The following is a 7,100-nucleotide window of genomic DNA, read 5'->3' as shown; positions in this document are numbered from 1 at the left end:
GTGATCTTTGAGGATCGGTGTGTGTTTCCGGCGAAACTGAAGGGGTATGACGATTACCGGCGTACCACCCCGTTTCTGCTGCCCAACCGGCAGAGCGTCCGCGCCTGGGGACGCGCTGGAAAAGAGAGGTAGAGAGGTGAGGGACCGTGCGGTTTGAGGATAAGCTCAAGCGCTGCAGCCGTGAGCAGCTGTGGCAGGAGTACTGCGGCTTTTTGGACATGAGCCTTGCGGAATATATGTACACCCAGCGCCGGCTGATGGAAGAGCAGCTGGCGCTTTGGTGCGCCAGCGGACTGGGCCGTCAGCTCCTGCGGGGCAGCCATCCCCGGAATCTGGACGAGCTGCGGCAGATGCTGCCGCTGACCACCTATGCCGACTATGCGGACGTACTGCTGGCCAAGCGGACGGAGATGCTCTGCGGGGAGCCCGCCGTCTGGATTCAGACCACCTGGGAGGGCGGACTGCGGCCCATCAAGTTGGCGCCGTATACCCGCAGCATGCTGGATACCTATCGGCACAACCTCCTCTCCACCATGATGATGGCCAGCGCCCGGAAAAAGGGCGATTTCGATCTCAAGCGGGGAGACCGGATTCTCTACGGCGGCGCACCGCTGCCCTATGCCACAGGACTGATGCCCTCCCTCTTTGACGAGGACATCTCCTTTACTTGGCTGCCGGACTCCAACACCAACTCCGATCTGAGTTTCAGCCAGCGGATCAAAAAGGGCTTTGCCATGGCCATGGCCGGCGGGGTGGATTTCTTTTTCGGCATCGGCTCCGTGGCAAACTACATCACGGAGAACTTCGGCAGGAGCAGCGGCGGCAGCGGTGGACACCACGGACTGCGGGTGTCTCCGGGCAACGCGGTGCGCTATCTCCGGGCCAAGTATGTCAGCCGGCGGGATGGCCGGCCCATCGTACCGGGGGACGTGTTCCGGCTCAAGGCGTTCTTCTTCGCCGGGACCGACGCCAAGTGCTACCGGGACCGGCTGACCCGGGCCTGGGGCATCGCGCCGGTGGAGCTGGCCGCCGGTACGGAGTCCACCTGCATCGGCGCGGAGAACTGGGAGCACCGGGGCATGGTGTTTTTCCCGGATGCCTGCTTTTACGAGTTCATTCCGGAGCAGGAGATGCGCCGGAATCTGGAGGAGCCGGATTATCAGCCCCGTACCTGCTTGATGGACGAGATCCAGGCGGGAGAGACCTATGAGCTGGTGATCTCCGTGCTCCATGGCGGCGCCTTCATGCGCTACCGCATCGGAGACATGTATCACTGCGTTTCCGCCGGTGCCGGACAGCTGCCCCGGCTGACCTTCGTGGACCGGGTGCCCAATGTGATCGACATTGCCGGCTTTACCCGGATCACCGTCTCCTCCATGCAGGAGGTCATCCGCCTGAGCCGGCTGGAGCTGGGGGACTGGGTGCTCAAAAAGGAGTTCAACCAGAAGGAGGACCCCTTCCTCCACATGTATCTGGAGATCCCGCCGGATGCCCAGGGCAGCGAAGTGGCGGCAAAGTCCGTGCTGACGGAGCATCTGAGCCTGTACTTCAAGTATTTTGACAGCGACTATGGGGATTTGAAGAAGCTCTTGAACATGGAGCCTCTGGAGATCACCATTTTGAAATACGGGACCATCGCCGCCTATGAAAAGCGGATGGGGACCCGGCTGCCCCGGATCAACCCGGGCATGCTGGACATTATCGGCCTGCTGGCACAGGAAGCCGAAGGAGAAGGCGGGGTGCGGGCGTGAGCAATATTCCCTTTCTCTATATCAACGTGGCGGTCCTCAGCTGCTTTGCACTGATGTTCGTCACCATCCTGGCGGTGAAGAAAACACCGGAGATTTGGGCATTTCTGGCCGTGCTGCTGGACGCCATTTTGTGGGCGGGCGGCTCAGTGCTCATGCGGCTGCAGATCTGGCCAGGCCTCTCCTTCTGGTACAAGGTCTCACTGCTGGCGCTCTTTATCATGGAGCTGCTGTTTTATATTTTTGTTCACACCTTTGCCCATCGGAAGGGCCGGTTCCTGGTCACGGCGTTCGTGCTGTGGAACCTGGCCATCATCCCCGGGACCCTCAGCGGGTTCTTCCTGGCACCGCCCACGCCGGTGGTGCTGGAAAACGGGGACACGGTTTTTACCTACACTCTCAACTGGCACATCGTGATCCCCTGCATCATGTTCGTTGCCATCATCGCCGGGACGGCGGTGCTGCTGTGGCAGGTGATGCGGGAGCAGGGGACCCATTCTCCGGGTATCCAGGTGATCGTCACCGGCGGCCTTGTGATGCTGGCGGGAAACCTGCTGCAGGTGGGGATCCCCGGAAATGTGTTCCCCTTTGACATGGTCTCCGGCCTGGTGTTCGCACTGCTGCTGATGGCGGCGCTGTACAAGCGACGGATGTTCCGGATGACCCTGGTGGCCTCCCGGAGCCTTCTGAGCGTGGCGATGGCAGGGATCTGCCTCACCTTTGCCGCCAACCTCATCGAGCCCATGCGGGCCTTTGTGGAGGAGCGACTGGGATTGCGGCAGGACTGGGCCATCATGGCAGTGGCCGTGTCCTTTGCAGCGGTGCTGGTGCTGGCCTACATCCTAATCCGCCGGCTGCTGGACGCGGTCTTTACCCGGGAAGAACAGCAGAACAAGCTGATCAAGCGTTTTACGGGGGAGATTTCCCAGTCCCTGAGCACGACGGACATCATGGATAAGCTCAGCAAGGTCATCTCCAGTGAGATCCCCACCGAGCAGATCTATGTGTGCCTGCTGGAGGGGGATGTCTATCAGGCCAGATACTGTTCCAGCCCCCTGGCTACGCTGTCCTTCTCTTTTTCCAAGGACAGTCCCCAGATCGCCTATCTCAAGGAGCAGGAGAGCTATCTCATTTTGCGGGAGTTCCGCAACAGCCCCCGGTATCTCTCCTTGTGGGAGACGGAAAAGGAGCTTTTCCGCCGGCTGAACATCGACTGCGTGGCGGCCATGCGGGACGGCCGCGAGATTGTGGGACTGGTGTTGCTCTCCGCCAAGGAGCGGGGACGGGACTTCAATGCCGCGGAGATCGGCTTTTTGGAGACGGTGTGCTCCATTGCCTCCATCGCCATGAAGAACGCGGCGCTGTATGAGCAGATGTTCCGGGAGGCGCGGATCGACTCCCTGACAGGCGTGTACAACTACCGCTTCTTTGTGGAAAAGCTGGATGAGCAGTTCCGCCTGTATGGCCGGGAGTGCCTGACGCTTTTGTACATCGATGTGGATGACTTCAAGCTCTATAACCAGCTCTACGGCGTGGGTGAGGGCGACGCGGCGCTGTGCCGCATCGGTGAGGTCATCAGCCGGGCGGTGGGAGAGAGCGGCACCGTATTCCGCACCAGCGGCAAGGTGTTTGCCGTGCTGCTGCCGCTGCAGGATACCCAACGGGGGCGTACCCTGGCCAAGGAGATCGAGGACCGGGTAGCTGAGATCAATCTGGCACAGGACCGCCGCCGGTTCAAGCCCCTCTCTGTGAGTGTGGGCATCTGCTCGGCGCCCTATGCGGCCTCCAGCGCTAAGGAACTGATGGACAACGCGGACCTGGCCGCCTACAACGCAAAGCAGGGCGGCAAGGACCAGATCGTGGTCTTCCGGGGAGCGTCCGATCTCGTGCCCCAGCACCTGGCGGAGCGGACGGACGCCATTGTGGACCGGATCGAGCGGGGAGACGGCGAGTACCGGACGGCGCTGTCCATGATCTCCGCCCTGACGGCGGCCATCGACGCCAAGGATCACTATACCTATGCCCACAGCAAGAACGTGGCCCGCTATGCCGCCAATCTTGCGGTGGCGGCGGGACTCAACGACGACCAGGTGCGCACCATCTACGCCGCCGGACTGCTTCACGACATTGGGAAGATCTCCGTGCCGGAGACGATTTTGAAAAAGACCGGAAAGCTCAGCGACGAGGAATATCAGATCATGAAGGAGCATGTCAACAGCTCCATCGAGATGATCCGTCATCTGCCGGAGATGGATTACCTGGTCCCGGCGGTGCTGGGCCATCACGAGCGATGGGACGGCAAGGGCTACCCCCGGGGAATCGCCGGGGAGGAGATCCCGGTTTCTGCCCGGTGCTTGGCCATTGCGGACGTCTTTGACGCCATGACCACCGACCGGCCCTATCGGAAAGGATTGCCGCTGGAGTACGCAGTGCAGGAGATCGAAAATGGCGCCGGGACCCAGCTGGACCCGCAGCTGGCCCGGACGTTTGCCCGGCTGCTGCGCAGCCGCAGCATCCCCCTTTCTCCCCAGGCGGCGGCCCGCTGCGGCAGCGACGAAACCCGGTAAAAATTTCCCCTGGGCTGCTGGCGGACAGAGAAAATAAAAAGAGAGGACCGCAATACGCGGTCCTCTTTTTGGCGTCTTTCAGCCGATGTCCTTGTAGCGCAGTTTGTAGTAGCTCCATTTGCGCCACTGGGCGATCAGCTGTTCCTGCTCGCTGGAGATCAGCTTGGTGTAGGTGTCGTCTATGGTGAGATAGGTCTTTTTCTGCACCACCGGCAGTTCCCGCCGCAGCTGGTTGAGGAAGTCGAACCAGGGGCTCTCTCCGGTGCGGCCCGTCAGCTCCACCAGTGCCGCCCCCAGGAAACTGGCGGAGAGCTCGTGGTTTTCCGGCAGGTCCAGGGCATCTGCCGCAGTGTCCCAGTCCAGGACTTCTGCCGCGGCGTCATTGGCCCAGATCACATAGGGCGTTTCGTAGGAGCACAGGGGGTCACTCCGCTCCTCCTCGGGGAGAGAGACCTCAGAACTCAGCGCCGCATAACCCAGCTGGTTGTCTCCCAGATAGGGCAGATGGTCTCCCCAGAAAGCCAGCACCACCGGCTCGTCCGTGGCAGAGAAATAGTCCACCAGGCGGCCCAGCATGGCGTCCGCATCCCGGGCACCCTCCACATAGACCTTCAGCATCGTCTCCACCTCCGGCGACACGGAGACAGTCAGCGGAACGTCGGGATACTCGTAGTCCGCGCCGTACTTGTCGGCGGTGTAGGACATGTGGTTTTGGATGGTGGTGGTGTAGTTGCAAAGAAGCTCCCCGTTTTCCACCGCCTCTTCAAATTTATCCTCGATGAATCCGGCCATATAGTCGTCGGTGACCCAGCGGCCCTTGTAGTCCAGGTCCTCCATCTGGTCCACAAAGACTGTCTCCTCCGCACCCATCCAGCGGTACACGTTTTCCCGGTTGTAGAACCAGTCGTCGCCCGGGTGGAAGAAAGAGGTGTGGTAGCCGTCGGAACCAAAGACCCTCAGCACGCTGTCCAGGTTCCGGTTCACCACCCGGAAGGCGGATGTGGTGGCAGCGGAGAGGGCGTTGGTCTGCATGCCGGTGAGCACGTCGAACTCCGTATTGGCGGTGCCGCCGGCAAAGCCGGGCACCACCACATGGCCGGAGATGGCGTGGGGATCATTCTGCAGGGCGTGGAGGTTGGGGAGGGGGTCGTTTTCCGCTGTGTAGGCAAAGGCGTCGTCGTCCGTCAGGTCGGAGAAGGCCTCGTCCATCACCATGATGAGGTGGACATCCTTTCCGAGACCCGTCTCGTCACCGGTCTCCCAGCTCTCCGCCTCCGCCTTGTCAAAGCCCTCCGGCTTATCAATGGGATAGGTGGTGAACTGGTGGCAGAAGCAGTAGGGGAAGCCCAGCTCATTGAACACCGAGGGAATGTAGTAGGCGTTGGACACGGAGAAGGAGTTGTAGAGGTCGTTGGAGGCGTAGACGGTGAGGATCAGCCCCGTCAAAACGGCGAAACTGGCCGCACAGCCCAGCACCCGGCCAAGCCATCCCCGGAGCCGGGCGATGGGGAAGGGCTGCCCCTTGCAGAAAAAACCCAGCACCGCCAGAACCACCGAGGCAGCCACCACCACGGCAATGACGCCCCAGGGGAAGTGGATGTCGTAGGTGCCCATAGCGCTGCCCACTTCCTTCAAAAGGGCGAAGTCCCGGGGAAAGACCGGCTCATCCCGCACCTCCAGCTTGATGCGGTTGGCGATGGAGAGCACACATACGGCCAGATTCACCAGCGCGGCGGAGAAAAACACATTCCGCAGCAGGCAGGTGAAGGCCAGCGCCAGCAGCCCGATGGGCATGGCGTTGAGGACGATCAGCAGAGGCTGGGCCTTGAAGTGGGCCAGCACGGTCCGCAGGGCGTTGGGCTGGCACCACAGGGCCAGCAGTGTGATGCACCCGGCCAGCAGCACCGCCGCCACCAGCGAGCCCCACCAGGGCAGCTGGATTTTGGAAAAACGGTCCCGAATCTTCAACGTTACAAAGTCCTTTCCTGAAATTCAAAGAATATCCCCCATTATAGTGAGATTGCCCCGAAAAAGCAAGAAGCGGGCAAAAAAAGAGATACAGATGGTATTTTCTGACGGAAAAATACCATTTGTATCAAGAAACGGCTGGGAGTGCGGCAATTCTACGGTCCGTAGGGTGCGGCAGCAGGAGAGGTGTGGTACAATCAAGCTGCAAAACCAACAAGCAAGGAGCATACCATGGATACCAAAAAGACAGGGGAACTGATTGCCCAATGCCGTAAGGCCCGGGGCCTGAGCCAGGGGGAGCTGGCGTCACGGCTCCACGTGACGGACAAGGCCGTCAGCAAGTGGGAGACGGGCCGGGGCATGCCGGGCATCGATATGCTGGAACCGCTGGCGGAGGCGCTGGAGCTTTCCGTCAGTGAGCTTTTGAGCGGGCAGCGGCTGACGGCAGAGGAACTGCCCAAAGCGGCGGGCGGGCAGATCGTGGAGAGTATGCGTGCAGGCATACGGCGGGCCCGGATGGGGGTGCTGGCCGCTTTGGCGGCGGTGGGGCTTCTGGCGGTGCTGGCTGCGGGACTTTACCGCGGTGCCCATTATTATGCCTCGGTATCAGAGGCGGACACGGCGGGACTGACGGCCCAGGCGGCGGCCTACCTGGGGCAGAACGAGGGAGACCGGTGGAAATTTGACTACGATGCGCTGCGGATCGTGGAGACGGAGCGGCGGGGGGACTATCTGGCGGCGCTTTGCACCGACGATCAGGGGCACTGGGCCCTGTGCGTCTATGACCGGGACCGGGTATTCCCGGACCGCTGGCGGG

At 61.5% G+C, this 7,100-nt stretch carries 4 protein-coding genes; 3 read left to right on the top strand and 1 reads right to left on the bottom strand.

What is annotated here, in order from left to right; translation table 11 throughout:
- Positions 1-146 precede the first annotated feature (146 nt).
- Together QZL67_RS04125 and QZL67_RS04120 are read left to right on the top strand one after the other, a co-directional pair.
- Entirely contained in the window at positions 147-1,751 is a 1,605-nt protein-coding gene (locus QZL67_RS04125; protein WP_022289499.1) for a GH3 auxin-responsive promoter family protein, read from the top strand.
- Positions 1,748-4,315 carry an HD domain-containing phosphohydrolase gene (locus tag QZL67_RS04120; RefSeq protein ID WP_022289498.1) on the top strand — a complete coding sequence of 856 codons (2,568 nt, stop codon included), beginning with the start codon at positions 1,748-1,750 and terminating at the stop codon, positions 4,313-4,315. Before QZL67_RS04125 ends, QZL67_RS04120 begins: the two co-directional genes overlap by 4 nt.
- A 78-nt stretch (positions 4,316-4,393) precedes the next feature.
- Here QZL67_RS04120 and QZL67_RS04115 read toward each other — a convergent pair whose 3' ends face one another.
- Entirely contained in the window at positions 4,394-6,283 is a 1,890-nt protein-coding gene (locus QZL67_RS04115) for an LTA synthase family protein (RefSeq protein WP_022289497.1), read from the bottom strand.
- 231 nt (positions 6,284-6,514) lie between these two features.
- On the opposite strand from QZL67_RS04115, the gene QZL67_RS04110 reads away from it, so the two are divergent.
- Positions 6,515-7,100 (top strand): helix-turn-helix domain-containing protein (locus QZL67_RS04110; protein WP_292919836.1); only part of this gene is annotated, 586 nt, incomplete at its 3' end.

Source organism: Oscillibacter sp. CAG:155, from assembly GCA_000436875.1.
Classification (GTDB): domain Bacteria; phylum Bacillota; class Clostridia; order Oscillospirales; family Oscillospiraceae; genus Oscillibacter.
Note: the sequence above shows the minus strand (reverse complement) of the source record. Positions and strands in the feature narration are given on the sequence as shown.